Here is a 24272-nt window from a genome sequence, read left to right as displayed (position 1 = left end):
CGCCGTTAACCTGGACGGCGATGCTCGTCACCGACACCCCGCCCGCGCCGTCGCCCGATCCGGCGCCCCCGGACGGCCAGCGCCGCCGCCGGTTCGTCGCCATGTCGATCTGGACGGTGGCCTTCGTCGCCGCCTGGCTGCTGATCGGCCTGCCCACCGACCCGCTGTACGCCTTCGCCTGGCTCTGGGCCGCCACCATCGCCTGGCGCAGCGACCGGCCCTGGCGTACCCACCTGGGCTTCGCCCGGGACTGGCTGCCGGTGGTGGTGCTGCTCGCCCTCTACAACCTCTCCCGGGGGTTCGCGGACAACGGGGCGACGCCACACGCCTACGAGCTGATCGTCACCGACCGGTGGATGTTCGGCTGGGCGATGGACGGCCAGGTCCCCACGGTCTGGCTGCAACAGCATCTCTACGACCCGGACGGCATCCACTGGTGGGACGTCGGGGTCAGCTGGGTCTACTTCTCGCACTTCGTGGTCACCCTGGCCGCCGCGGTGGTGCTCTGGCTGCGCTCCCGGCCCCACTGGGCGGCGTTCATGCGCCGGTGGGGCTTCCTCTGCGCCAGCGGCCTGGTCACCTACTTCATCTACCCGGCCGCGCCGCCCTGGTGGGCCGCCCAGTACGGGATGCTGGAGGAGGTCGCCCGGATCTCCACCCGTGGCTGGCGGGAGTTCGGCATGCACGGCGCCGGCAACCTGCTCAACGCCGGTCAGATCGCCTCCAACCCGGTCGCCGCGATGCCGTCGCTGCACACCGCCTGGGCGCTCTTCGTGGTGGTCTTCTTCCTCGGCTCGACCCGGCGACGCTGGTGGCCGTTGCTGCTCTGCTATCCGCTGGCGATGACCTTCACCCTGGTCTACGCGGGCGAGCACTACGTGATCGACGTACTGGTCGGCTGGGCGTACGTCGGGCTGACGTTCCTGGCCGTCGGCCTCGCCGAGCGCTGGTGGGCGGCCCGCAAGGCACGGCGCCGGCCGTCCGAGCCCGACCCGTCCGGCTCAGCGTCGACCGGTTCCGAGTCGACCGTGGACAGTGCAGTTCTGGGCGGGGCGGCTCTGGACGGTTCGGCCGTGGCTGGCGGCCGGGCGGCCGGGGCGGGTGCCGAGGTCGAATCGGTTCCCGGCGCTGCCGGGCCGGAGTCCGGGCCGGCGCCGGAGCGGACGGTCAGCGCGGGTCGCTGAGCCGGGCCGCCCGAGCCCGGGCGGTCAACTCGGCCGCCAGCGCCCACGCCTCGTGCAGGTCCCGGTCCCGGGCGGCGGCAGCGGGCCCACCCGCGGTGTCCGCGTACACGGTGGCCAGGCGCAACCGGCGCTGAAGCGGCCCCTGCACCACCCGTACGCTCTGGATCCGGGCGTACGGCACGACGAGGAGTTCCCGGGTCAGCAGCCCGGAGCGGACCGCGAAGACCCGGGCGGAGAGCCCGGCGCCGAGCGCGGTACGCGCCAACGGGTGCACCCAGCGGGCCCGGGCGGGCGGTGGGGTGAGGGTGCCGGTGATCGCCACCCCGGGAAGGATCTCCGCCATGATCATCTGTGCGGTGGTCAGGTCGCCGACCGGTAGCAGCCGGTCCGGGTGGCTCCGGTCGTCGACCTCGCCGCCGGCGTACCCGGCGACCGACAACCGCATCCGCAGCCAGCCCTTCATCCGCCAGAGCAGTGGCCAGGTGACCCCGATCGCCTGGAGCCGGTCCAGCGGTACCGTCTGGGCCCGGGTCTCCAGCAGCCCGTGCCGGACCCGCAGCGCGGCGTCGTCCCGGGCCAGCCGGAAACTCCAGTCGTCGAGCACCCGCCGGATCGGCTGGAGCACCACCCCGGCCATCGCGGTGAGGGTGCTGGCGACCGCGATGAACGACCAGGAACCCTCGGTGAAGAACTGGGTCAGCACGAACGCGAGCCCGAACGGCAGGAAGAACGCCTGCGGGGTGAGGAGCTGGCTGACCAGCAGGTCACGGTTGGCGACCGCGTGCAGGTGCCGGCCGACCGGAGGTTCGACGGTGCCGACCAACCCGGGCAGGCCGGGAATGCCGGGCTGACCCGCCGGCGACGCACCGGGCTGCCCCGGTGGTGTCGTGCCGGGCGCGGCACCGGGCAGCTCGACCGGGGCGGACGGCGCCCGGCCGGCCAGCACCAGCAGCCGTTCCCGCAGGGCCACCGCGTCGGCCACCGTCACGTAGGCCAGCGGCGCCTCCGTCTTGCCGCCGCCGACCACCTCCAGGCGCAGCTCGGCGAGCCCGCTGAGCTGGGCCAGCAGCGGCCGGACCACCTCCACGGACTGCAACCGCTCCAGCGGGATCGCCCGGGTACGCCGCCACAGCAGACCCTCGTGGATCCGCAGTTCCCGCCCCACCACGTGGTAGCCGGTGTTGTACCAACTGACCACCGAGAGGGCGAGGGCGCCGAGCAGCAACACCACCACCAGCAGGGCGAAGAAGCCGAGACCGACCCGGGACAGCGTCGACCAGGAGAGCGCGGCGACGATCACCACGAGTGACTTCGCCCCGTGCAGCAGCGGACTCAGCGGGTGCAGCCGCTTGCGGGGTTCGGCGACTCCCTCCGCGGTCACAGACCCTCCGCCCGGTCCTCGCCGAGTGCGGTGAGCCGGTCACGCAGCCGGGACGCCTCGGCCGGGCGCAGACCGGGCACCCGGGCGTCGCTCGCGGCGGCAGCGGTGTGCAGTTGCACGGTGGCCAGGTCGAAGGCGCGCTCCAGCGGCCCGGCGGTGACGTCCACGAACTGCATCCGGGCGTACGGCACGATCGAGAGCCGCCGGACCAGCAGACCGTGCCGGACCAGCAGGTCGTGGTCGCGTTCGGCGTATCCCCAGGCGTGTACGGCCCGGACGATCACCGCCAGCCGCCAGAGGGTGAGTACTACCACCGCGCCGAGGGCGAGGCCGAACAGCCAGTGACCGGTGAACGTGAGGCCGATCCCGGCCCCGATGGCCAGGGCCAGCATGCCGATCCCGAGCCGGAGTGCCTCCACCTTTATCAGGTCCGTGGAGACCGGCTGCCAGGCTACGGTCTCGGGCCACGGTTCCAGCGGGTCCGTCGGTCCGGTCGTGGCGGGCCCGACCACCGGCTCGCCGCTCGACGCCGCGCCGTGCCCGCCCCGGCCGTCCGCGCCGTACCGGTCTCGTGCGTCGTCCTGCTCGTCCGCGCCGGGCCCGCCCCGGTGGTCCTCGCCGTGCCGGTCTCGCTCGCCGTCTCGGTCGCTCACGTGTCGAGCGTAGGCGATCCATCGGCGGGTGCTACCTCGCGCAGGAACCCGCGCGCGCCGAGAAAGTCGCCGAGCGACTGCCGGTGCTCCACACAGGCGAGCCAGGTCTTGCGCCGTTCCGGGGTGTGCAGCCGGGGATTGTTCCAGTGCAACGCCCAGGCGGCCGGTGCCCGACAGCCCCGCGCCGAGCAGGTCCGGGGCGGGTCGTCGGCCGGCGGAGAACTGCCGGCGGCTGCGGACGCTTCGCTCACGGCGGCGAGTCTACGGCTCGGCACGGCCAGGTCCGGGCAGGGCACGGCCGGGCCGGGCAGGGCAGCGGGACGGCCAGGGCCGGGCGGAGAGATCGCCGGGCGGCCACGGGGGGAGCCGCCCGGCGATTCGCGCCATCGTACACAGAGAAAACCCCTCTATGTCTACCCACGATCGCCCGTTTTCCGGATTGCGCGTCTCGACGAGGCGCAAATGCGCGGCATGGAACCGCAAATCCGGTTCTCCCTTCGCGGTCCGCTCGGCGGACGTGCGAGGCTTGGGGACGTCGGCCCGCGCCGACCCGTTGATCCCGTGACCCTGCTGTGGAGGACTGGTGGCCCAGCCGACGACGCCCGACACCCCGACCCCGCCCGACGTCGGCGGTGCCGTCCCGACCGTCGGGAGCACCCCGGCCGAGGACGCCACCCTGCTCGAACGAGCCCTCTTCGAGGTCAAGCGGGTGATCGTCGGCCAGGACCGGATGGTGGAGCGGATGTTCGTCGCGCTGCTGGCCCGGGGACACTGCCTGCTCGAAGGGGTACCCGGGGTGGCGAAGACGCTCGCCGTGGAGACTCTGGCCCGGGTGGTCGGCGGTACCTTCGCCCGGGTGCAGTTCACCCCGGACCTGGTCCCCGCCGACATCGTCGGTACCCGGATCTACCGGCAGTCGAGCGAGAAGTTCGACGTCGAACTCGGTCCGGTCTTCGTGAACTTCCTCCTCGCCGACGAGATCAACCGGGCACCGGCCAAGGTGCAGTCGGCGCTGCTGGAGGTGATGTCCGAGCAGCAGGTGTCGATCGGCGGGCAGACCCACCGGGTGCCGAATCCGTTCCTGGTGATGGCCACCCAGAACCCGATCGAGCAGGAGGGCGTCTATCCGCTGCCGGAGGCGCAGCGGGACCGCTTCCTGATGAAGATCATCGTCGGTTACCCCACCGACGCCGAGGAGCGCGAGATCGTCTACCGGATGGGGGTCAGCGCCCCCGAGCCGTCGTCGGTCTTCACCCCGCTCGAACTCGTCGGGCTGCAACAGAAGGCCGACCGGGTGTTCGTGCACAACGCCCTGGTCGACTACGCCGTACGCCTGGTGCTGGCGACCCGCGCCCCGGCCGAGCACGGGATGCCGGACGTGGCCCAGCTCATCCAGTACGGCGCGAGCCCGCGCGCCTCGCTCGGCATCGTCCGGGCCACCCGGGCCCTCGCCCTGATGCGCGGCCGGGACTACGCGCTGCCACAGGACGTCCAGGACATCGCCCCGGACATCCTCCGGCACCGGCTGGTGCTCAGCTACGACGCGCTGGCCGACAACATCCCCGCCGATCACGTCGTCGACCGGGTGATGTCCACCATCCCGCTTCCCTCGGTCGCGCCCCGACAGAACGCCACCCCCGCCCCGCCGGCCGGCCCGGGACCCGTCCTCGGTCCCGCGTCCGGAGTGCCGGCGGCCGGCCTGGCGTGGCCCGGGCGCCCGCCGGCATGACATCGGCGACCGACGGCAGTCCGGCCCGGGCCGAGGCCGTACTCTCCCGGTTGCAGTTGCTGGTCACCCGCAAGCTCGACGGGCTGCTCCAGGGCGACTACCTCGGACTGCTGCCGGGGCCCGGCACCGAGGCGGGGGAGTCCCGGGAGTACCGCCCCGGTGACGACGTACGCCGGATGGACTGGCCGGTGACGGCCCGGACGACGGTGCCGCACGTCCGGCGTACGGTCGTCGACCGGGAACTGGAGACCTGGCTGGCGGTGGACCTCTCGGCAAGCCTCGACTTCGGCACCGGGCGCTGGCTCAAGCGGGAACTCGTGATCGCGGCGGCGGCGGCGATCACCCACCTGACCGTGCGCGGCGGCAACCGGATCGGCGCGGTGATCGGCACCGGCCCGCCCTCGGGCGGCGGGACCGGATCGCCGTCCACGCCGCCGGGAGTGCTGCGGCTGCCGGCCCGACCCGGGCGCAAGGAGGCGCAGGGCCTGCTCCGGGCCGTCGCCGGCACGCCTACCCGACCCGGGCGCACCGACCTCGGCCTGCTGGTGGACGCGCTCAACCGTCCGCCCCGGCGCCGGGGGATGGCCGTGGTGATCTCCGACTTCCTGGCCCCGCCGCAGCAGTGGGGACGCCCGGTACGCAAGCTCGGGGTCCGACACGAGGTGCTCGCGGTCGAGGTCGTCGACCCGAGGGAACTGGAACTGCCCGACGTCGGGGTGCTGCCCGTCGTCGACCCGGAGACCGGTGAGCTGCACGAGGTGCAGACCGCCGACCCACGGCTGCGGCGCCGTTACGCCGACGCGGCGGCAGCCCAGCGTGCCGCCATCGCACACGAGCTGCGGGCCGCCGGAGCGGCGCACCTGCGGCTGCGTACCGACTCCGACTGGCTGCTGGACATGGTGCGCTTCGTCGCAGCGCAGCGGCACGCCCGTACCCGGGGGACGACTCGATGATCCGTTTTCTGCAACCGTGGTGGCTGCTGGCCGTACTTCCCGTGCTGTTGCTCGCCGGGGCGTACGTCTGGCGGCAGATGCACCGCCGCACGTACGCGATGCGGTTCACAAACGTCGAGCTGCTGCGCAGCCTCGCGCCGAAGGGGATCGGCTGGCGCCGGCACGCCGCGGCCGGGGTGATGCTGCTCAGCCTGCTGGTTCTGGCCACCGGGATGGCCCGCCCCGCGATCGACACTAAGGAGCCGCTGGAGCGGGCCACCATCATGCTGGCGATCGACGTGTCGCTGTCGATGGAGGCGGCCGACGTGGCGCCGAACCGGCTGGAGGCGGCCCAGGAGGCGGCGAAGCAGTTCGTCGCGGAACTGCCGCCGAGCTACAACCTCGGGTTGGTCGCCTTCGCCAAGTCCGCGAACGTGCTGGTGCCACCGGGCAAGGACCGCCCGGCGGTGACCCAGGCCATCGACGGTCTGGTACTGGCCGAGGCGACCGCGACCGGCGAGGCGGTCTTCACCTGCCTGGAGGCGATCCGTTCGGTACCGGCGGACGGTGCCCAGGGCATCCCGCCGGCCCGGATCGTGCTGCTCTCCGACGGATACCGCACCTCGGGCCGCTCGATCGAGGAGGCCGGTGCGGCGGCGCAGGCCGCGAACGTGCCGGTCTCGACCATCGCGTTCGGCACCGACTCGGGCCAGGTCGACATCGGCGGCCAGGTGCAGCGGGTACCGGTCGACCGGCTGGCCCTGGCCGAGCTGGCCGAGACGACCCAGGGTTTCTTCTACGAGGCGGCCTCGGTCACCGAGCTGAAGCAGGTCTACCAGGACATGGGCAGCTCGATCGGGTTCCGCACCGAGGCCCGGGAGATCACCCAGTGGTACGCCGGGATCGCGCTGCTCTTCGCGCTCTGCGCGGCGGGACTGAGCCTGCTCTGGACCTCCCGCCTGGTCTGACCACCTCGCCGGCCGTCAAGCGGCGGTTGGCGGCCGTCACCCGCGCGGTGGTGCTCAGGCGTGTGACGGTGGTCAGGCGTGTGACGGTGCTCAGGGAGTCGACGGTCGGCCCAGGGTCGACCGTCGGCCCGGGATGGCGGTCGTCGCTTGGGTGGTGGTGGTCACGGGGTCGCGCTGACCAGGATGAAGACCAGCACGACCCAGGCGGCGGCGAGGGTGAAGCCCAGCGGGGCGACGTAACGCTGCATGATTCTGCTCTCCGGGTGGCGACTGGAGACGCCCGCGGCGGCGCGGAGCCGGGCGGGACCGTCTCGGGGATCAGTGGGCGCGCACACGAAGTCGTGACCGGTTGGCTCCACACATCTCGGCTCGGCGACAGCCATCGGAAGGCGCACGGCCGGACGGCGCGCCGGCAGATGCCGGGCGGTCCGGGGATGCGGTGTGGAGCGGAACTGGGTCAGTCGGCGGGAGACGTCACGGCTCAGGCGGACTGACCAAGGACCCGGCCACGACTGGGAGGATCGCTATTTCGCACAGCGATCACCTCCATCTGTCGACCGGACCTGGGACGTGAATCATCGTACACCCGCAGGGCCCGGCGGCCGCAGTCGGCATCCGGGTCCCACGGGTGTCGGCTCCCCGACCGCACCGGGCCGGGAAAGTGGTTCTGTCGGTCACTCTCGGTATGAATCCGGGTCGCTGCTCCGGAGCCGCCCGGAAGCCGCTCGACGCTCGTCCCGGGCACCCCGCCGCCGGTCGCCGCCGACCCGCCCGACGAGTACGGCGAGGACCAGCAACAGCAGCGGCAGCCAGGCCAGCCGGGCGACCACCCAGGCGGGGCCGTCCGGTGCCGTGTGCAGTCCGGGTACGGCACCGGTGCCGGTCAGCCGGGCCGCGAGCGCGGCCAGTGCGGTCACCCCGAGCAGGGTGCTCTGGTGCCACAGGTAGACGCTGATCGCCAGGGTGTTGAGCCGGTTCACCGGCCCCCACCGGGCGGGTCGGGCCAGCGCCCGGCCCAGTGCCGGCCGGAGCAGCAGCGCCGCGCCGACCTGCGCCAGCGCCAGGCAGACCGCGAAGAGCGACGGTGGGTCCAGGTTGGACATTCCCTGCCCGGGAACCCCGACCGCGCTGAGCGGATAGCCCGCCCAGCCGAGCCCGGCCATCCCGGCCCCGCCGGCCAGCAGCAGCCCCAGGGCGGTCCGCCGGCCACCCAGCCGGCCGTCGGCGAGGGCCATTCCGAGCAGGTACGGCAGCAGCCAGCCGGCCAGCACCGCGACCGGTACCCGCCACGCCCCGTCCCCGGGCAACGGCACCGGCCAGCTCGACGGGTCCCCGACCCGCCCGGCGAGGTCGCTGAGCGTGACCAACGCCACGGCCGGTACGGCGAGCCGGGCGACCCCGTACCGGTCCAGTGCCCGGGCCAGTGGCGCGGTCGACGCGATCAGCACCACCAGCGGCAGCAGGAACCACAGTGGACTGACCACCAGGGTGGCGGCGGTACGCAGCGTTCCCGCCGGAGTGCCGAGCAGGGCTGCTGCGCCGAGTACCGCCAGCCAGCCGCCGAGCAGCAGCAGTACCGGCCGACCGAGCCGGCCGAGTCGTCGGCGCAGCCACGGCAGTGGGGCCAGTCCACGGGCGGTAGCCGAGTGGAGTGACCGGGCCGAGGCGTACCCGCTGACGAAGAAGAAGAGGCCGAGCGTCTGGAACAGCCAGCTCACCGGTACCAGCGCCGGCATCGCGGCCAGTGGACTGGCGGTGCGCAGCGCGCCGTCCGGGCCGAGTACCAGGGCGGTGACCAGCCAGTGCCCGAAGACCACCCCGCCGATCGCGTACGCCCGCAGCCCGTCGATGCCCCGATCCCGCTCGCCACCCCCCGACGGCGTCGGGTGCGCCGCCGTGCCCTCGGTCCGCCGCGCTTCGAGGAGGCTCATCGGCCGCTCACCCCGTCGGCAGCCTGCCGGTCGACCTCAGCGGCAGCCTGCCGCCCGACCCCCGCGGCAGCTCGCCGGTCGACCCCGGCGGCCGGGGCGGCGCCTGCGGCCGCACCGAGGGTGACCAGGGCGGTCGCGTGCAGCGTGGCGCTGCCCGGCACCAGGTAGCCGTCGTGGCCGCGCACCCCCGCCACCGGCAGCGGCCGGGCGCCGAACTCCGGTGCCGCCGGCCGGACGCCGTGCCCGAAGCCGAGGATCCGCACCGGGGGCAGCCGGCGGATCCAGTCGTCCGGCGCCTCGGCCGCCCAGACCCGGGCGTCGGTGCCCAGCTCGGCCGCCCGGTCCACGCCGGTGCCGATCCCGGCCAGCGTCACCAGGTCGGTCACCTGCGCCGGCACCCGGGACGCCGCGAGCCCGACCACAAGCGCGCCGTAGCTGTGCCCGATCAGCGTCACCGCCGCGTCGGGGCGGTGCCGGGCCAGCGTCCGGGTCAGCTCGACCAGGGCGTCCGCCCCGGCCCGCGCGTGCTCGGCGCGGGCCGCCGCCCGACCCAGCCCGTTCGGCGGGTCGTAGCCGAGCCAGGCCAGCACCGCCACCCGGGCACCGGGCTGGACGGCTCGGAGTTCGTCGTGGAGGGCGCGGGCCTGGACGGCCGGGGCGCGCCGGCGTACCCCGCCCAGGCCACGGTCGAAGTTCCGCAGCGTACTGTCCACCCCGGGCACCAGCACGGCGATCCGGTCGGCGCTGCCGAGGTCGCCGAACACCTCCACGGCCAGCCCGTCACCGCGCGGATCGAACGCCAGGAAGTCCCGGCCGGCGGCGATCCAGTCGGCGTACGGCGCACCGGCCGCCCGCATCGCCGCCGCCACCGCCGGGTACGCCTCGACGAACCCGACCCGCGCCACCGCCACCCCGCTCGCCCCGGCCGGTGGTGGCACCATCAGCCCCAGCGCGAGCAGGCCGGCCAGCACCGGTCGTACCGCCGGTCGCCACACCATCCCGAACTCCCTCCGATCGCCTGTGCAGCAGAGGATGCGGGTTCGGAGATGGCTGGCGCGTCACGCCACGGGACGGCTTCCGGCGACCTACCCGGGGACTACGGCAGGGGTACCGGGGCACTAGTCGCCGGCGGCGACCAGCCCGGACTCGTACGCGACGACCACCGCCTGGGCCCGGTCGCGCAGGTCGAGCTTGCTCAGGATCCGCCCCACGTGGGTCTTCACGGTCTGTTCCGCGACCACCAGCTCGGCGGCGATCTCGCCGTTGGAGCGCCCCCGGGCGATCAGCCGCAGCACCTCGGTCTCCCGGGGGGTGAGCCCGGCCAGGCTGGTCGGGCGGGGCCGGTCCCGGCCGGGCCGGGCGGCGAACTCGGCGATCAGCCGGCGGGTCACGGCCGGGGCGAGCAGCGCGTCGCCGGCCGCGACCACCCGGACCGCGTGCACCAGGTCGGCCGCCGGGGCGTCCTTGAGCAGGAAACCGCTGGCGCCGGCCCGCAGCGCCTCGTAGACGTAGTCGTCGAGGTCGAAGGTGGTCAGGATGAGCACCCGGGGCCGGTCCGCCCCCGGCCGGTCGCCGAGCAGTTGCCGGGTCGCGGCCAGACCGTCCAGCACCGGCATCCGGACGTCCATCAGCACTACGTCCGGGTCGAGCCGGCGGGTCGCGGTGACCGCCTCGGCGCCGTTCGCCGCGTCGCCGACCACCAGCAGGTCGGGCTGGGCCGCCAGCAGCGCCCCGAAACCCTGCCGGACCATCGCCTGGTCGTCGGCGATCAGTACCCGGATCATCGGGTGGTACCTCCGTCGTGCTCCGCGGCCGACTCCGGAGCGTAGGGCAGGTGCGCGGTGACGGCGTACCCCTGATCGTCGGTCGGTCCGGCCCGCAGCCGGCCGCCGAGCAGCCGGGCCCGCTCCCGCATCCCGGTCAGCCCGTGCCCGGCGGGGGCGGCGGCGTTTCCCGGCCGGCCGGCGCCGGGTCCGGCCGGGTCGTTCCAGACGCCGATGACCAGCGCGGTGTCGTCCGCGTCCACCGAGACCCGCACGGCCGTCCCGGGCGCGTGCCGGGCCGCGTTCGCCAGGGCCTCCTGGATGATCCGGTACCCGGCCAGCCCGACCGCCTCCGGTACCGCCCGGTGCTGCTCCGGCTCGGGACCGTTGGCGACCGTGACCGACATCCCGGCCCGGCGGGCCGCCTCGACCAGCTCCGGTACGTCGGCCAGCCCCGGCTGCGGCGCGGTCTCCGGTGCCGCCGACTCGCTGCGGAGTACCCCGAGCAGCCGGCGCATGTCGGTCAGCGCCTCCCGGGCCGACCCGGCGATCGCGGTGAACTCGGCCCGGGCCGGCTCGGGCAGCCCGGCCAGCCGGTACGGCGCGGTCTCCGCCTGTACCGCGATCATCGACATGTGGTGCGCGACGACGTCGTGCATCTCCCGGGCGATCCGGGTCCGTTCCTCCAGCACCGCCCGCCTGGCCTGCTCCAGCTCGCTGCGTTCGGCCTGCTCGGCCAGGGCCCGCTGACTCTGCCGGCGCCGCCGCACCTGGTCGCCGACGAGCAGGATCGCCAGGAAGAGGATCGTCACCCCGTGTGCGTTGGCCCGGGTCGGCACGAACAGGTACGCCGGCAGCACGCTGAGCAGCCCCGCCCAGGCGGCGACCCCCAGGCTGGTCCGGGCGGCCAGCAGCAGCAGGACGAAGAGGAAGGCGATGATCTGCACCGGGTTCCACGGCCACGTCTCGCCGGGCAGCGCGTCGATCACGCCGAGGTAGAGCACGGGATAGCCGATCCGCCAGCCGAGCAGCGGGCGGAACGGGGCCAGCACCGCGGGCAGGGTCCCGGCGGCGGCGAAGAGCAGCGCCAGCCCGTCCGGCATGCCCCGGGTGTCGCTCAGGTGCTGCGCGCCGGCGATGGTCAGGCCGACCAGGGCGAAGACGAGTACCGGGGTCAGGAAGGGCCGGAGGCGGTGCCAGCGTTGCCGCCACCTGCCGGGCGGCCCGGTCGGTGGGGTCAGCGGATAGTCCGCCCCGACGAGCAGTCGGCGCAGGTCGTCCCAGCCGGCGCGCAGCGCCCCGGCGGTGCCGTTCTCCATCAACCGCAGGGTACGGGTGTCCGAAGCTCACCGTCGTCACCCCGTGGCACGATCCCGCCGGTAGTACCCGGGTAGCACCCCACCCGGGTTACGACTTACCTGCCGGTAGCGCCTAGTCTCCAACCCGCACGTCCGTACCGTCCGTGAGGAGGACACCCGTGGCCCGAACCGTGCTGGTGACCGGAGGAAACCGGGGGATCGGCCTGGCCATCGCGCAGGCCTTCGCCAAGCAGGGGGACCGGGTGGCGGTCACCCACCGCGGCAGCAACCCGCCGGCCGACCTCTTCGGCGTGCGTTGCGACGTCACCGACAGCGCCCAGGTCGACGAGGCCTTCTCGGCCGTCGAGGCGGAGCTGGGGCCGGTCGAGGTGCTGGTCTGCAACGCCGGGATCACCGACGACACGCTGCTGCTGCGGATGTCCGAGGAGCAGTTCACCCGGGTCGTCGACGCCAACCTGACCGGCGCGTTCCGGTGCGCCAAGCGGGCCTCGACGAAGATGCTCCGGGCCCGGTGGGGGCGGATGGTCTTCGTCTCCTCGGTGGTCGGCCTCTCCGGCGGCGCGGGTCAGGTGAACTACGCGGCGAGCAAGGCCGGGCTGGTCGGGGTGGCCCGGTCGATCACCCGTGAGCTGGGCGGCCGGAACATCACCGCGAACGTCGTCGCGCCCGGCTTCATCGACACCGACATGACGGCGGGGCTCTCCGACGAGCGCAAGGCGGAGATCCGCAAGTCGATCCCGGCCGGCCGGATGGCCAGCCCGGACGAGGTGGCCGGGGTGGTGGCCTGGCTCGCCTCCGACGCCGCCGGCTATGTCTCCGGGGCGGTCATCCCGGTCGACGGCGGCCTCGGCATGGGGCACTGACCGGCCCGGACCCGGGGCAATCACTGGCACAATCGCCCAGGCGCCGTGATCGGCCGGGACCGACCCGGACCGGCCACGGGACGCGGGGGACCACGACGGTTTGGAGGATCTTCACGTGTCTGGACTGCTGGCCGGCAAGCGGCTGCTCGTCACCGGTGTCATCACCGACCAGTCGATCGCGTTCTCGGTGGCGAAGCTCGCCCAGGAGAACGGGGCGCAGGTGGTGCTCACCGGATTCGGCCGGATGTCCCTGGTCGAGCGGATCGCGAAGCGGCTGCCCGAGCCGGCACCGGTGATCGAGCTGGACGTCACCGACGCCGAGCAGTTGGCCAGCCTGGCCGACCGGGTCCGCGAGCACGTCGACGGGCTCGACGGGGTGGTGCACTCGATCGGCTTCGCGCCGCAGAGCTGCCTCGGCGGCGGTTTCCTGGACGCGCCGTGGGAAGACGTGGCGACCGCGGTGCACGTCTCGACGTACTCCTACAAGGCGCTCGCGGTGGCCGCGCTGCCGCTGATGAGCCCGGGCGGCGCTGTGGTCGGGCTCACCTTCGACGCCACCAAGGCCTGGCCGGTGTACGACTGGATGGGCGTGGCCAAGGCCGGGCTGGAGTCCGCCTCCCGCTATCTGGCACTGCACCTCGGCCCGAAGGGGATCCGCAGCAACCTGGTCTCGGCCGGCCCGCTGCGCACCATGGCCGCGAAGTCGATCCCGGGTTTCGAGCAGTTCGAGCAGGCCTGGGCCGATCGGGCCCCGCTGGGCTGGGCGCTCACCGACCAGGAGCCGGCCGCCCGGGCCTGCCTGGCCCTGCTCTCCGACTGGTTCCCGGCCACCACGGGCGAGATCGTGCACGTCGACGGCGGTTACCACGCGCTCGGCGCCGCCATGTGAGCGCCGCTACGTGAGCGTCGCTGTGTGAGCAAGGTCCCGCCGGTCTGACCCGGCGGACGGGCCGCCCCGGCCCGGTCCACCCGGCCGGGGCGGGAACAATGGTGGCATGTCGTACGACGCCGTTGTGCTGATCTCGTTCGGTGGCCCGGAACGGCCGGAGGACGTCCTGCCGTTCCTGACCAACGTCACCCGGGGGCGGAACGTGCCACCGGACCGGCTGGCCGAGGTCGCCGAGCACTACCAGCACTTCGGCGGCGTGTCGCCGATCAACCAGCAGTGCCGGGACCTGCTCGCCGCGATCCGGGCCGACTTCGCCGCGCACGGGCTCGACCTGCCGGTCTACTGGGGCAACCGCAACTGGCACCCGATGCTCGCCGACACCGTGTCCGAGCTGCACCGCGACGGGATCCGTTCCGCGCTGGGCTTCGTGACCAGCGCCTACGGCGGCTACTCCTCCTGCCGGCAATACCTGGAGGACATCGCGGCGGCCCGGGCGGCGGTGGGACCGGACGCGCCGAGGATCGACAAGCTGCGGCAGTACTGGGACCATCCCGGATTCGTCGAGCCGCACGCCGACGCGGTGGCCACCGCGCTGGCCACCCTCGACCCGGCGCGCCGGGAGAGCACCCGGCTGGTCTTCACCGCCCACTCGATCCCGGTCTCGATGGCCGCCTCCGCCGGCCCGCAGGGCGGCCGGTACGAGGCGCAGCTGCGCGAGACCGCCGCGCTGGTGGCCGAGCGGGCCGCCCCCGGCCTGGCGTACGACCTGGTCTGGCAGAGCCGCTCCGGGCCGCCCCAGGTGCCGTGGCTGGAGCCGGACGTCAACGACCATCTGCGGGCGCTGGCGGCCGAGGGCGTCACCTCGGTGGTGGTCAGCCCGATCGGTTTCGTCTCCGACCATCTGGAGGTGGTCTGGGACCTGGACACCGAGGCGGCGGCGACCGCCAAGCAGCTCGGCCTCGACTTCGTCCGGGCCGCCACCCCGGGCACCGACCAGCGGTTCGTGGCGATGGTCCGGGAGTTGGTGACCGAGCGGCTTAACCCGGCCGACACGGCGGCGCGACGCCGGCTGGGTACGCTGCCCGCCTGGGACACCTGCCCGGCCGGTTGCTGCCAGCCGGCCCGGCGCCCGTGACCCCGCCCCATAGGAGAGTCATGAAAGAGCAGAGCCTGCCCGCCTTCCCCTGCCGGGTGCCGGCATGATCGATCGCAAGCCGGTGGAGTGCTGGCTCACCGACATGGACGGTGTGCTGGTGCACGAGGGGCAGCCGGTGCCCGGTGCGCCGGAGTTCGTCCGGGCGCTGCGTGCCTCCGGCAAGCCGTTCCTGATCCTCACCAACAATTCGATCTACACCGCCCGGGACCTCCAGGCCCGGCTGAACCGGATGGGCTTCGAGGTACCCGAGCACGCCATCTGGACCGCCGCGCTGGCCACCGCGCAGTTCCTGGCCGACCAGCGCCCGGGCGGTACGGCGTACGTGATCGGGGAGGCCGGGCTGACCACCGCGATGCACGCCGTCGGGTACGTGTTGACCGACTTCGCGCCCGACTACGTGGTGCTGGGCGAGACCCGGACGTACAGCTTCGAGGCAATCACCAAGGCGGTCCGGTTGATCGACGGCGGGGCGAGGTTCATCTGCACCAACCCGGATCCGACCGGCCCGTCCACCGAGGGCGCTCTGCCGGCAGCCGGATCGGTGGCGGCGATGATCTCGAAGGCGACCGGGGTGGAGCCGTACTTCGTCGGCAAGCCGAACCCGATGATGATGCGGTCGGCGCTGAACACCATCGACGCGCACTCCGAGACGACCGCGATGATCGGTGACCGGATGGACACCGACATCCTCTGCGGGCTGGAGGCCGGGTTGCAGACCGTACTTGTGCTGACCGGGATCAGCACCCGGGCCGAGGCCGAACGCTATCCGTACCTGCCGTCCCGGATCGTCTCCTCGGTCGCGGACCTGATCGACGAGATCTGAGCCGCTCCGGTTGCCCTGACGAACAACCGGCACCGACCGCCGAGTGGCGGTCGGTGCCGGTGAACCAAACCGTGCTCAGCCGGCCGCGCCGACCCCGGCACTGGTGCGGGTGGTGGGCGGCGCGTCGCTTGCTCCGCCGGCAGTTCCGCCGCCGGAGGTGGCTGACCCGTCTCCGGCCGGTGAACCGTCTCCGGCCGGGCGAGCGGAGCCGTCCGTCCGCGGCGGGGGCGGCGCGGGGCGCTCGCTAGGCACCGCCGCACCCTCGGCCGCCGGCCGGCCGGACCAGCGGGCCGGAAGCGCCGCCACGATGGCGTACCCGAGCGCGGCGGCGACCAGGAACCAGACCGGGAGCATCAGCCGCTCGTACTCGGTGTCGACCGGCTTCGCGGCCAGCATGGCCAGCCCGGTCAGCCCGGTACCCAGCCACAGGAAGGTGAGGTGCCGGGTCCGGGTGGCGAAGATCAGGGTGGCCAGCACCACCGCGATCACCGGGAACGGCGAGACCATCCAGTGCTGGAGGGTGCCCGGCCACCATTCGAGGTTCTTCTCCCACAGCCAGGTGTACGGCTCCGGGGTGTCCGGCCTGGTGAAGTGGGTGGTGGCGTAGTCCTGGATCGCCTCGGTCAGCGACGGCAGCTTGAGGGCCGCGCTGACCGCGAACCAGCCGAACAGGGTGGCCAGGCCGAGCCCGCCGGTGAACAGCGCGCCGCGCCGGTTCGGGTATTTCGTCACCAGTGCACAGACGCTCGCGGCGATCAGCACCAGGGCCATCGCCACCCCGTTCGCCGACTTGGTGACGAAGGTCCAGCCGAAGCCGGCGAGCGCGATCGGCAATCCGCTGAACCGGTTGCGCCAGAGCAGCATCGCGCCGATCAGCACGGCGAGGCAGCCGGCCAGCATGGCGCCGTCGGCGAGCATCCGGGTTATCCAGTACCCGGTGGGCAGCAGGTAGACCAGGGCAGCCGCGGCGACGCCCACCAGGCGTATTCCAAAGGCGAGCCAGACGGCCAGATATGTGAGCAGGCCGACACCGACGGCTATGAGGAGCGTCGCCATTGCCATACCGGGCCAGACACCGAAGACCTTCACGAAAGGCGCCGCGAACAGCGGATATCCGGGGCGGCTGTCGAAAATTGCGATGTACCGGGGAGAAATGCCCTGCTGGGGATAGCCGTTGCGGCAGGCCGGGCGCATGTTCTGGTCTCTGGCCGCACGGTTGATGTCGCGACACACCTGAGCGGACGCTCGGGCGGAGGCGGTCGCCGGATCGGTGCCAGCAAAAATCTGCGCCTGCCGCATGTACCAGTAACTGTCGCCGGAGGAGGCGATCCGGCGCGGATCCTCGTAGCGGCCCATGCAGAGAGCCCCGGCAATGGCTATCACCAACAGAACCCAGCTCAGCTCGGTCAGGGTTCGACGGTTGAACCACTGGCGCCGAGATGTGGGGGGACTCGCGGGAGAGGTGTTCGCGAGATCAGTCGTATTCGGGGTACCGCCCATGAAACGAGCACCCTACCGTACCTTTGTGACCGGAATTTTTCCCCTGCCGTCCGGCGGCCGGACCGCCTGACGCATTGGTCACGCCGATTCCATGATCAGGCCTGTTACCAGCGCATTCGCCGACCTGCGGGTCGCCTCACCGGGCGACGCGTGGTGTCCGGAGCAGCGCCAGCGGCGCGGTGGCGCGGGTCAGGCGGAGAGCGGCGCGTTGCAGGCGGCCACGACCGCCCGTCGGCAGGCGGCAGTGAGCGGGCGGAGCGCGGCGTCGCGCTGCTGGGCCTCGTAACCGTTCACCGAACCGCCCGGAGCGGCGTGCTCGGCCAGCGCGAGCACCTGGTCCAGCACACTGGCCCGGGCGAAGAGTCGGCGCGAGCGTGGATCGAAGCCGGGCGGCAGGTCCATCCCGTTGTCGGGGCGGCGCAGCGCGGCGAGCGCACCGGCCAGCTCGGGGCGCCACTGCGCGACGTCGAGCCTGGTCAGAGCGGCGGTCGCCTCGGCGAGGGTCACCGCCAGTTCGGCCTCGGCCTCGGCCGCGCCGGGACTGCCCAGCGAGGCGGCCGGCGCGGTCTCCGGCAGCGGATAGACCCGCCACAACACCGTCTCGAACGTCACTCCGGACCCGCTGGTGTGGGTGCGCACCTCGGGAATCACCCCCAGGCCCCGGGCCACCACCGCCTCGCCGGCCAGCAGGGCCGCCGAGGCGAACGGGCCGGGACCGGGCAGCCCGCGCGGATCGCCCGGGGCGGGCAGCACCAGCCGGATCTCGTCGGGCGAGAGCTTGGAGAAGGCGCAGAGCCCGTCGCGCAGTGGTATGTCGGTCCAGGCGCCGGGGGCGTCGGCGACGAGATGCTCCTCGCCACCGGCGATCTCGTCGGCGATCTCGTCGTAGGGCACCAGCCCGGCACGCCATGCGCGCACCCAGGCCACGAAGCGGCTGGACCGGCGCGCCACGAGAGTCGCCGCGCCCGTTGCGGGGGACATGCGGCTAGGGTACGTGCTTTCCGCGCCGGCTGTCTCGGGTGCCGGCCCGGCGGCGCGTCAACGCCGATCGGCGGCCGGCGGCGGCTAGCGTCGCCTCCCATGGGGAGGATGTACGGCGACGACGTGCTCGCCGGGGACTGGCGGCGGCGCAAGGTGACACCAGAGGTGCCGGCCGAGGTCGATCTGGTGGTGGAAGACGCCGATTCGGGGTTCTGTGGCGCCGTGGTGGGTTTCGAGTCCGGTGCGGTGGTGTTGGAGGACCGGCACGGCCGGCGCCGGAACTTCCCGTTGCTGCCGGCGGCGTTCCTGCTCGACGGTAAGCCGGTGACGCTGCGCCGCCCGGCACCGTCGGCCGCACCGGCCCCGCGCAGCCGGACCGCATCCGGGTCGGTGGCGGTGGCCGGGGTACGCGCCCAGGTGGCCAAGGCCAGCCGGATCTGGGTGGAGGGCGTGCACGACGCGGCACTTGTGGAGCGGATCTGGGGCGACGACCTGCGCATCGAGGGCGTGGTGGTGGAGCCGCTGGACGGCATCGACGCGCTCGCGGAGCGGGTCCGCGAGTTCGGTCCGGGGCCGGGACGGCGGTTGGGCGTACTCGTCGACCATCTGGTGCCCGGCTCCAAGGAGAGCCGGATCGTCGCGGCGGTCACCTCGCCGGACGTGCTGGTCACCGGTCACCCGTACGTCGACGTGTGGCAGGCGGTGAAGCCGTCGGCGCTCGGCATCCGGGCGTGGCCGGTGGTGCCGCCGGGACGGCCGTGGAAGGAGGGCGTCTGTGCCGCCCTCGGGGTCGCCGAGCCGGCCGAGATGTGGCGGCGCATCCTGGCCCGGGTCGACAGTTTCCACGACGTGGAGACGCCCCTGATCAACGCGATGGAACGACTCATCGACTTCGTCACGGTCCCGTCCGAGCCCTGACCCCCCGTCCTGGTTTTGTCGTTGCCCCCAACCGGGACAGCCGGCCAGACCGGGAGAGCCGGTCAGCCGAGGTCGTCGGGGTCGCGGGTGAAGACGAAGGTGGCGATGTCCAGGGCCGTGGCGGCGCCGGTCGGGTCGCGCCGGACGGTGAGGATCTCCCCGTCGTTCATGCCGGAACGGCCCCGCCAGCGGCCTGTCGCGTCCCGGCCGAACCGCCATCGCGGGGTGGCGCCGGCCGGCATCTGGGTGACAAGCAGTTCCTCGGTGCCCGGGTCCCAGGCCACCTCGAACTCGCGCCCCATCCACCACCACCGGCCGGTCAACTCGGCGATCGGCGCCTCCGGCAGCGCGGTTGCCGGCCGCCAGGGCCGAACCGGCACGGGTACGGCGTCGAGCACCGTACCGAGCACCTGCCGGCCGAGCATCGGCAGCGAACCGGCGCGCAGCCCGTACGCGTTGGCGAAGCCGACCACGCCGATGCCGGACGGCCGGTGTACCGAGAGCGTGGCGACGTAGCCGGGCATCGAACCGCCGTGCCCGGCGTACACCCGGTCGCCGGCCCGGTGCAGTTCCAGGCCGAGCCCGTAGCCGGCGGTCCAGGAGTCCGGGTCGGCGATCGCCACCGGTACGCACATCTCGGCAAGGGTGTCCGGGGCGAGGATCTCCGGATCCGGGGCGGCGAGGAAGCCCGCCCAGCGGGCCAGGTCCGCCAGGCTGGCCCAGAGCTGCCCGGCCGGTGCCATCGCGCCGGTGTCGGTACGCGGCTCCTCGCGCAGCGTGTCGTGCCAGGGATGTACGACGTAGCCGCGGGCGTACGGCTCGACCGGCTGGTACGAGGTGCGGACCATCCCCAGTGGATCGAGCAGCCGGGACCGGACGAGTTTCCACCACGACTGGCTGGTGACCCGTTCCAGCACCGCCCCGAGCAGCCCGTATGCGAGGTTGGAGTAGTGGAAGGTGCGATGTGCCGGAAAGGCTAGTTTGTCGGGGGTCAGCCCGGCCAGCAGGGTGTCCAGGCCGGCACCGGCGGTGCGCTCCCACCACTCGCCGTCCGGTTCGCGTTGCAGCCCGGCGGCGTGGCCGAGGAGTTGACGCAGCCGGACGGTGCCGAGCGGAGTGCCGGGCAGGTGCCGGTCCAGTGGATCGTCCAGGTCGAGCAGTCCGTCGTCGCGTTGGCGCAGCAGCAGTACCGCGGTCATCGTCTTGGTGATCGAGCCGATCCGGTACTGGATGTCAGGATCCGGCGACGGGGTCTCCCCGGTCGTGGCGACGTGCACCAGCCCGCCTGGGGCGGTGCCGGCGGCGACCGGTGCCCGGAGCACCCCGACGATCAGCGAGGGCGCCCGGCCGGTGGCCTGGGTCTGGGCGACGAGCGCGTCGATCCGGCGGGCGGTCTCCGGCGGCAGGCCGGTCTCCGGCAGGGTGGCCATGGGCTGCCTCCTCGGCTCAGGAATGGGGAGCGGACTGAAATTATCCGAACCGGACGCCAGAGGTGAAACCAGGCCGGATTGGCGCGCCGTGGTGGCGGATTCGCCGGTTCTCGGCCGGCAAGATCTTATGCCCGTCGATCGTGGGTCGCCGTTACGTCCCTGCTCGTGCCAGGATCGATAGGTGGAGCCGCTCCTGTGGATCGTATTGGGCGTCGTGCTGGTGGTCGCGGAGATCTTTACGACGACGCTCTTCCTCGTCATGTTCGGGGTCGGGGCGTTCGCCGCGGCCGGTGCGGCAGCTTTTGGTGCCCCGTTCGCGGTTCAGGCGGTGATCTTCGCCGCCGTCTCGGCGCTTACCGTCGCCGTGGCCCGTCCCATCATCCAGCGGCACCGCGCGCAGGACCTGGCCGGCGAGGAGCAGTCGTTCGGCGTACGGGCGATCACCGGAAGCAGCGCGCTGGTGCTGGAGCAGGTGGACGCGAACGGTGGCGTGGTCAAGATCGACGGGGAGATCTGGACCGCCCGGTCCTACGACGCCACCCAGGTGATAGACGCCGGGACCCGGGTGCGGGTCATCGAGGTCAAGGGCGTGACCGCCCTGGTCTGGCGGGATGAGTTCACAATTGATGAGAAACCGGAATAAATGAGGTGAGCACAACGTGGATACGGTTATCGGCCTGTTGTTGGCCGCCGTGGCACTTATCACGGTGGTGACCCTGATCCGGGCGGTACGGATCGTGCCGCAACAGCGCGAGGACGTGGTCGAGCGGCTGGGCCGGTACAAGCGCACGCTCCACCCCGGCCTGAACCTGCTGGTCCCCTTCGTCGACGCGGTGCGCACCAAGGTCGACATGCGGGAGCAGGTGGTCAGCTTCCCGCCCCAGCCCGTGATCACGTCGGACAACCTGGTCGTCTCGATCGACACCGTGCTCTACTTCAAGGTCGTCGACTCGGTGAAGGCCACCTACGAGATCTCGAACTTCCTCCAGGCCATCGAGCAGTTGACGGTGACCACCCTGCGTAACGTCATCGGCTCGCTCGACCTCGAGCGGGCGCTCACCAGCCGCGAGGAGATCAACAGGCACCTCTCCGGCGTACTGGACGAGACGACCGGACGGTGGGGCATCAAGGTGACCCGGGTGGAGATCAAGGCCATCGAGCCGCCGCCGAGCATCCGTGACTCGATGGAGAAGCAGATGCGCGCCGAGCGGGACCGCCGGGCCGCGATCCTCAACGCCGAGGGGCACAAGCAGTCGCAGATCCTCTCCGCCGAGGGTGAGAAGCAGGCCGCGGTGCTCCGCGCCGACGGTGACCGGCAGGCCCGGATCCTCCAGGCGGAGGGGCAGGCCAAGGCGATCCGTACCGTCTTCGACGCGATCCACCAGGCCAACCCGAGCCAGAAGGTGCTGGCGTACCAGTACCTCCAGGCGCTGCCGCAGATCGCCAACGGCACGGCCAACAAGGTCTGGATCGTGCCCGCCGAGTTGAACAAGGCGCTCGAGGGGCTCGGCGGCGCGCTGGGCGGACTCGGCCAGATGGTCGGCGACGAGCCCCGGGCGAACGTCGACGCGGGTGCGGTCGAGCGCGAGGCCGCGGCGGCGGCCCAGGCCGCAGCGGCGGCGGCCCAGCAGGTGGACGCCGAGGTACGTGCCGCGGAGGCGCAGGTGACCTCCCGGCCCACGCAGGGGCTGCCGGCGCCGGAGCCGGTCCCGCCGGCCAGCCTGCTCGGCGACTCCGATGTGGACAAGCAGCCCGAACGCGGCTGACCCGACCGCCGCCGGGCACCTGCCCGGCGGCGGCCCGGCCTATTCCAGCAAAGCGTCCGCGCGGCGCCCCGGCACCTGACACGATCGGTCTAACGACGGGCGGTGTGTAGCAGCGGGGGGCGTCGAGCGGATCCCCCCGCGCCCGCCCGCCGGCACGTGGAGCGAGGTGACGGCGCGTGATCCACCCCTCGAAACCGGAAAACCACCCCTCGAACCCCAAGCGTGATCCCGCGCCCCGCGAAGCCCCGACCGTGCCTAAGCGGACGGCGGGCACCGGACCGGGCACCGGCGGCGGCGCGGTGGATCCGGCATCCGGGCGCTGGCCGTACGGCGGCCTCAGCTTCCTGCCCTTCGTTGCCGAACGCGGTACCGGCGAACCGGCCAGCGACGCGAGCTGGGCCTGGTCGTTGCGCCGGCTGGCCCGGTTCGCCGTCTGGTCCCTGCCCGGATACGCCATTGTGTACGGTTCGGTGACCCTGGTCGGCGCCGGTGACGCGCCGTTCCTCACCCAGCAGCGTCCGGCCCATCTGCTCGGCTGGATCGGTGCGCTCTGGCTCGGCCTGCTCGCGCTGATGGCGCTGGCCAGCCTGCTGGTGAGCACCCGGACCCGGGGCCTCGGCATCGCGGGCCTGCTGGTCGCGGTCGCCGGCACGATGCTGGTACTCCCGTTCGGTGGGCTGCCGGACTCCACGGCGGCGTTCGGCAGGGCGGGCCAGGTCATCGCGGTCTGCGGCGGGGTGCTCTACTCCCTCGGCTGGTGGCTGACCGGCCTGGCGCTGTACCGCTCCGGGGTGTTCAGCCAGTCCGACGGCGTACTGCTGATGATCGCGGCGCCACTGCTCGGTGTCGGCGGGATGCTGGCCTCGGCCCTGCACGCCCTCGGCGCGATGTTGGTGCTGGCCGCCGGGATCGGGGTCGCCTGGCGGGCCCGGCGGCTGGTACCGGCGGTGGGCCGGGCGGCGCTGACCCGCCCGGGTACGGCCGGCGCGGTGGCGGCGCGGGTCTCCGGCGGCGGTCTCGGCGTCACACCGGCCGGCGGTGGTCTCGGCGTCACACCGGCCGGCGGTGGGCTCGGCCCCGCCACGACCGGCCCCGCGCCGTCCTGACCGACCCATCCGCCCCGGTGCCCGGGCCGGGTTCGCTCCGGTGCCGATCGTCGGTCCGGTCCCTGGTCGACTGTCCGCTATGTCCTAGCTGGAGTTACCGGGCCGGCTCGCCTTCCGGGGTGCCGTCCGGCTCGGCCAGCAGGTCCGTCAGGCGGCGGAAGACCATGCCGCGCCAACCACCGTCCATGATGGTGAAGGCGCGCTGCTGGATCGGGTCGTCCGGATCGAACCCGGCGTGTTCGACGAGAAGCCGGGTGCCCCGCCCCTCGGCGGCCAGCGTCCAGGTGACGGTGGTGTCCAGGTGTCCGCCGGTCCAGGAGAACCGGAGCAGCGACTCCGGCTCGACATCCAGCACCTCGCAGTGCACCACCCCGTCGAAGTCCTGGTCCGGCCGGGCCATGGTCTGGAATGTGAACCGGTGTCCCGGCACCGCCTTGAAGTCGCCGGGCATGAACCACCGGGCCAGCAGTTCGGGTTCGGTGAGCGCGCGCCAGACCCGGCCGGGTGGATGCGCGAGGTACTGGTCGGCCCGGATCACGCCGAGTTCGGTCATGGTCGTTTCCCCTCCTGCTCGCCGGAAGCCCGGCTCTGTTCGGATGTGCCGGCCCCGGCCGGTCGTCGGTCGTCGGCGCCCTCGTCGACGCCCATCGCGTCGAGGAGATCACGCAGCCCGGTGAGCCTCTCCCGCCAGAACCGCTCGTACGGGGTCAGCCACTCGGCCACGTCCCGCAGCGGCTCCGGCCGGAGCGAGTAGAGCCGTTGCCGGCCCGCCCGACGCTCGACCACCAGGCCGGCGTCCCTGAGCACCCGCAGGTGCTCCGACAGGCTCGGCCGGCGCATGTCGAAGTGGTCGGCCAGCTCCTGCACCGGCCGCTCGCCCCGGTCCAGCAACAGGCCGAGCAGTTGCCGCCGGGTCGGGTTGGCGACCGCGGTGAAGACGTCGACCTCAGCCACGGTGGACCTGCCTGACACTCATACGG

General features: G+C 73.0%; 25 protein-coding genes. 12 read left to right on the top strand and 13 right to left on the bottom strand.

Annotation, left to right across the window (positions count from 1 at the left end; translation table 11 throughout):
• Nucleotides 1-20: 20 nt before the first annotated feature.
• Complete coding sequence (locus CLT71_RS10520; protein WP_101366953.1) at nucleotides 21-1184, top strand: phosphatase PAP2 family protein; 1164 nt, start codon at nucleotides 21-23, stop codon at nucleotides 1182-1184.
• Here CLT71_RS10520 and CLT71_RS10515 read toward each other — a convergent pair.
• From CLT71_RS10515 to CLT71_RS10505, 3 genes are all read right to left on the bottom strand, one after another.
• Nucleotides 1168-2565 carry a PH domain-containing protein gene (locus CLT71_RS10515; RefSeq protein WP_101366952.1) on the bottom strand — a complete coding sequence of 466 codons (1398 nt, stop codon included), beginning with the start codon at nucleotides 2563-2565 and terminating at the stop codon, nucleotides 1168-1170. The two genes, CLT71_RS10520 and CLT71_RS10515, sit on opposite strands and share 17 nt — an antisense overlap.
• On the bottom strand, nucleotides 2562-3077 hold the full coding sequence (locus tag CLT71_RS10510) for a PH domain-containing protein (protein WP_101371324.1): 516 nt from the start codon (nucleotides 3075-3077) through the stop codon (nucleotides 2562-2564). Before CLT71_RS10510 ends, CLT71_RS10515 begins: the two co-directional genes overlap by 4 nt.
• A gap of 137 nt (nucleotides 3078-3214) precedes the next feature.
• Nucleotides 3215-3469 (bottom strand): hypothetical protein, encoded by a 255-nt coding sequence (locus tag CLT71_RS10505; RefSeq protein WP_101366951.1) that lies wholly within the window; start codon nucleotides 3467-3469, stop codon nucleotides 3215-3217.
• A gap of 332 nt (nucleotides 3470-3801) precedes the next feature.
• On the opposite strand from CLT71_RS10505, the gene CLT71_RS10500 reads away from it, so the two are divergent.
• From CLT71_RS10500 to CLT71_RS10490, 3 genes are read left to right on the top strand one after another with little or no spacing between them, the layout of a single operon-like run.
• Entirely contained in the window at nucleotides 3802-4947 is a 1146-nt protein-coding gene (locus tag CLT71_RS10500; protein ID WP_101366950.1) for an AAA family ATPase, read from the top strand.
• Nucleotides 4944-5900 (top strand): DUF58 domain-containing protein, encoded by a 957-nt coding sequence (locus CLT71_RS10495; protein ID WP_101371323.1) that lies wholly within the window; start codon nucleotides 4944-4946, stop codon nucleotides 5898-5900. Before CLT71_RS10500 ends, CLT71_RS10495 begins: the two co-directional genes overlap by 4 nt.
• Entirely contained in the window at nucleotides 5897-6847 is a 951-nt protein-coding gene (locus CLT71_RS10490) for a VWA domain-containing protein (RefSeq protein WP_101366949.1), read from the top strand. Before CLT71_RS10495 ends, CLT71_RS10490 begins: the two co-directional genes overlap by 4 nt.
• 161 nt (nucleotides 6848-7008) lie before the next feature.
• On the opposite strand, the gene CLT71_RS36940 is transcribed toward CLT71_RS10490, so the two are convergent.
• The 5 genes from CLT71_RS36940 to CLT71_RS10470 form a co-directional block, all read right to left on the bottom strand.
• On the bottom strand, nucleotides 7009-7182 hold the full coding sequence (locus CLT71_RS36940) for a hypothetical protein (protein ID WP_158242208.1): 174 nt from the start codon (nucleotides 7180-7182) through the stop codon (nucleotides 7009-7011).
• A 339-nt stretch (nucleotides 7183-7521) separates the two neighbouring features.
• Nucleotides 7522-8778, bottom strand: a complete 1257-nt coding sequence (locus tag CLT71_RS10485) for an acyltransferase family protein (RefSeq protein WP_101366948.1) — start codon at nucleotides 8776-8778, stop codon at nucleotides 7522-7524.
• Nucleotides 8775-9776, bottom strand: coding sequence for an alpha/beta hydrolase (locus tag CLT71_RS10480; protein WP_101366947.1), 1002 nt, complete (start codon nucleotides 9774-9776; stop codon nucleotides 8775-8777). The genes CLT71_RS10485 and CLT71_RS10480 overlap by 4 nt, the downstream gene beginning before the upstream one ends.
• A 120-nt stretch (nucleotides 9777-9896) precedes the next feature.
• Nucleotides 9897-10562, bottom strand: a complete 666-nt coding sequence (locus tag CLT71_RS10475; protein WP_101366946.1) for a response regulator transcription factor — start codon at nucleotides 10560-10562, stop codon at nucleotides 9897-9899.
• Nucleotides 10559-11860, bottom strand: a complete 1302-nt coding sequence (locus CLT71_RS10470; RefSeq protein WP_101366945.1) for a sensor histidine kinase — start codon at nucleotides 11858-11860, stop codon at nucleotides 10559-10561. Before CLT71_RS10470 ends, CLT71_RS10475 begins: the two co-directional genes overlap by 4 nt.
• A 158-nt stretch (nucleotides 11861-12018) precedes the next feature.
• Here CLT71_RS10470 and fabG point away from each other — a divergent pair, with 158 nt between their 5' ends.
• The 4 genes from fabG to CLT71_RS10450 all read left to right on the top strand — a co-directional run bounded on the left by fabG (nucleotide 12019) and on the right by CLT71_RS10450 (nucleotide 15591).
• A complete protein-coding gene (gene fabG / locus CLT71_RS10465; protein WP_101366944.1) occupies nucleotides 12019-12723 on the top strand; it encodes a 3-oxoacyl-ACP reductase FabG in 705 nt (234 codons plus the stop codon).
• 115 nt (nucleotides 12724-12838) lie between these two features.
• Nucleotides 12839-13612: an enoyl-ACP reductase FabI gene (fabI, locus tag CLT71_RS10460; RefSeq protein ID WP_101366943.1), complete on the top strand. Its 774-nt coding sequence runs from the start codon at nucleotides 12839-12841 to the stop codon at nucleotides 13610-13612.
• A 106-nt stretch (nucleotides 13613-13718) separates the two neighbouring features.
• Nucleotides 13719-14747 carry a ferrochelatase gene (locus CLT71_RS10455; RefSeq protein ID WP_101366942.1) on the top strand — a complete coding sequence of 343 codons (1029 nt, stop codon included), beginning with the start codon at nucleotides 13719-13721 and terminating at the stop codon, nucleotides 14745-14747.
• Nucleotides 14748-14811: 64 nt separating this feature from the next.
• Nucleotides 14812-15591, top strand: a complete 780-nt coding sequence (locus CLT71_RS10450) for an HAD-IIA family hydrolase (RefSeq protein WP_101366941.1) — start codon at nucleotides 14812-14814, stop codon at nucleotides 15589-15591.
• Nucleotides 15592-15666: 75 nt separating this feature from the next.
• Here the strand turns inward: CLT71_RS10450 and CLT71_RS10445 are convergent, their stop codons facing one another.
• Nucleotides 15667-16947: a glycosyltransferase family protein gene (locus CLT71_RS10445; RefSeq protein ID WP_143743429.1), complete on the bottom strand. Its 1281-nt coding sequence runs from the start codon at nucleotides 16945-16947 to the stop codon at nucleotides 15667-15669.
• A 333-nt stretch (nucleotides 16948-17280) separates the two neighbouring features.
• Nucleotides 17281-18072, bottom strand: a complete 792-nt coding sequence (locus CLT71_RS10440; protein WP_101366939.1) for a hypothetical protein — start codon at nucleotides 18070-18072, stop codon at nucleotides 17281-17283.
• A 99-nt stretch (nucleotides 18073-18171) separates the two neighbouring features.
• Between CLT71_RS10440 and CLT71_RS10435 the strand changes: the two genes are divergently transcribed.
• Nucleotides 18172-18990, top strand: coding sequence for a DUF3097 domain-containing protein (locus CLT71_RS10435; RefSeq protein WP_101366938.1), 819 nt, complete (start codon nucleotides 18172-18174; stop codon nucleotides 18988-18990).
• Between the two features lie 62 nt (nucleotides 18991-19052).
• On the opposite strand, the gene CLT71_RS10430 is transcribed toward CLT71_RS10435, so the two are convergent.
• Nucleotides 19053-20420, bottom strand: a complete 1368-nt coding sequence (locus CLT71_RS10430; protein ID WP_101366937.1) for a serine hydrolase domain-containing protein — start codon at nucleotides 20418-20420, stop codon at nucleotides 19053-19055.
• Between the two features lie 181 nt (nucleotides 20421-20601).
• Between CLT71_RS10430 and CLT71_RS10425 the strand changes: the two genes are divergently transcribed.
• The 3 genes from CLT71_RS10425 (at nucleotide 20602) to CLT71_RS36425 (ending at nucleotide 23292) form a co-directional block, all read left to right on the top strand.
• Complete coding sequence (locus CLT71_RS10425) at nucleotides 20602-21063, top strand: NfeD family protein (protein ID WP_101366936.1); 462 nt, start codon at nucleotides 20602-20604, stop codon at nucleotides 21061-21063.
• A gap of 16 nt (nucleotides 21064-21079) precedes the next feature.
• Complete coding sequence (locus tag CLT71_RS10420; RefSeq protein WP_101366935.1) at nucleotides 21080-22186, top strand: SPFH domain-containing protein; 1107 nt, start codon at nucleotides 21080-21082, stop codon at nucleotides 22184-22186.
• A gap of 251 nt (nucleotides 22187-22437) precedes the next feature.
• The gene (locus CLT71_RS36425; RefSeq protein ID WP_143743428.1) at nucleotides 22438-23292 is read left to right on the top strand and encodes a hypothetical protein; all 855 of its coding nucleotides are present in this window, start codon (nucleotides 22438-22440) and stop codon (nucleotides 23290-23292) included.
• Nucleotides 23293-23386: 94 nt separating this feature from the next.
• Here CLT71_RS36425 and CLT71_RS10415 read toward each other — a convergent pair whose 3' ends face one another.
• Both CLT71_RS10415 and CLT71_RS10410 read right to left on the bottom strand, forming a co-directional pair.
• The gene (locus CLT71_RS10415) at nucleotides 23387-23845 is read right to left on the bottom strand and encodes an SRPBCC family protein (protein WP_101366934.1); all 459 of its coding nucleotides are present in this window, start codon (nucleotides 23843-23845) and stop codon (nucleotides 23387-23389) included.
• Entirely contained in the window at nucleotides 23842-24246 is a 405-nt protein-coding gene (locus CLT71_RS10410) for a metalloregulator ArsR/SmtB family transcription factor (RefSeq protein ID WP_199187570.1), read from the bottom strand. Before CLT71_RS10410 ends, CLT71_RS10415 begins: the two co-directional genes overlap by 4 nt.
• Nucleotides 24247-24272: the final 26 nt, after the last annotated feature.

It is taken from the genome of Plantactinospora sp. CNZ320, from assembly GCF_002846275.1.
This window is presented reverse-complemented; position numbering and strand designations above follow the sequence as displayed.